The sequence below is a fragment of the Paracoccus angustae genome, from assembly GCF_042648745.1.
Classification (GTDB): Bacteria; Pseudomonadota; Alphaproteobacteria; order Rhodobacterales; family Rhodobacteraceae; genus Paracoccus; species Paracoccus angustae.
Window position 1 is genome coordinate 1 of sequence record NZ_JBHRXY010000110.1, and the last position, 1,397, is coordinate 1,397.

Genomic DNA, 1,397 nt, shown 5'->3' on the forward strand with positions numbered 1-1,397 from the left:
GAGCTATGGCTGAAAATGGGTGATGGGGCCTGAGAAGGCGGCGTATCGTGGCGGGTGTGTGAGCCTGCCAGAACCTCCCGAAGGAGCGATACGCCATGAACGACGATACCACGATCAGCCCGCTTCACCAGCCTGGTTCGATCCTTGACCCATTGACCGAGATTGCCCGTGAGGGCGCACGCCAGATGCTGGCCGCCGCGCTGAAGGCCGAGGCTGCAAGCTTTGTCGCCCAGTTCAACGATGATCTTCTGCCCGATGGCCGTCAGCGCGTTGTCCATCATGGGACCGGGCCGGAGCGGACGATCCAAACGGGGATCGGGCCACTCGCCGTGAGACGGCACAAGGTGCGCGACCGTGCCGCTGTTGAGGCGGAGAAGAGGATCCGTTTCACCTCCAACATCCTGCCGCGGTGGGCGCGGCGGTCCCGCAGCCTCGATGCGCTGCTGCCAGTGCTTTACCTGCGTGGCGTGTCCATGGGCGACTTCCAGGAGGCGCTGACGGCGCTGCTGGGACCGGATGCGCCGAACCTGTCATCCGGTGTGATCTCGCGTCTGACCGCGGGTTGGCAGGAGGATTACGACCGCTGGCAGCGCCGCGATCTATCGGCGCGCCGCTATGTCTACATCTGGGCCGACGGCGTCTACCTTCAGGCCCGGATGGAACCGCAAGCCGAGTGCATGCTGGTTGTTCTTGGGGCAACGCCCGAAGGAAAGAAGGAGCTCGTGGGTTTCCAGGTCGGGGTGCGCGAGAGCGCGCAAAGCTGGCGCGAGCTCCTGGTCGGCCTCAAGGCCCGCGGCCTCGCCGTGCCGCCCGAACTGGCGGTTGGCGATGGTGCCTTGGGCTTTTGGAAGGCCATGGACGAGGTCTTTCCCAGCACCCGTCACCAACGGTGTTGGTTTCACAAGATGGCCAATGTGCTCAATTGCTTCCCCAAGTCCATGCACCCTGCTGTCACCGCCGATCTGCGCGAGATCTCCCATGCCGAAACCCGCGCTGCGGCATTGGCGGCCATCGAGATCTTCAAAGAGAAATATGCCGCCAAATACCAGCGTGGCGTGACCTGCCTGACCAAGGACAGCGAGGCCTTGTTGGCCTTTTACGACTTCCCGGCCGAGCACTGGGAGCATTTGCGCACCTCGAACCCGATCGAGAGCGTCTTCGCCACTGTCCGGCACCGCACCGTCCGCACCAAGGGCGCACTGTCGCAGAAGACCGCAAAGCTGATGGTCTTCACCCTTGTCCGGGCGGCGTCAAAGAAGTGGCGCAAGCTCAACGGCACGAACCAGTTGCCACGCGTCATCGAAGGCGTCACATTCACCGACGGGGTCGTCGCTGACGATGCCAGCCAAAGCCGCGCCGCCTGATCAAGTCGCGTCACCCAGATTCAGCCATAGTTC

1 protein-coding gene is annotated in these 1,397 nt (G+C 63.6%); it reads left to right on the plus strand.

The window, feature by feature from the left end; genetic code table 11:
• The first annotated feature begins 95 nt into the window (after positions 1 to 95).
• Positions 96 to 1,364: an IS256 family transposase gene (locus ACFOM8_RS22960; protein WP_377764678.1), complete on the plus strand. Its 1,269-nt coding sequence runs from the start codon at positions 96 to 98 to the stop codon at positions 1,362 to 1,364.
• Positions 1,365 to 1,397 lie beyond the last annotated feature (33 nt).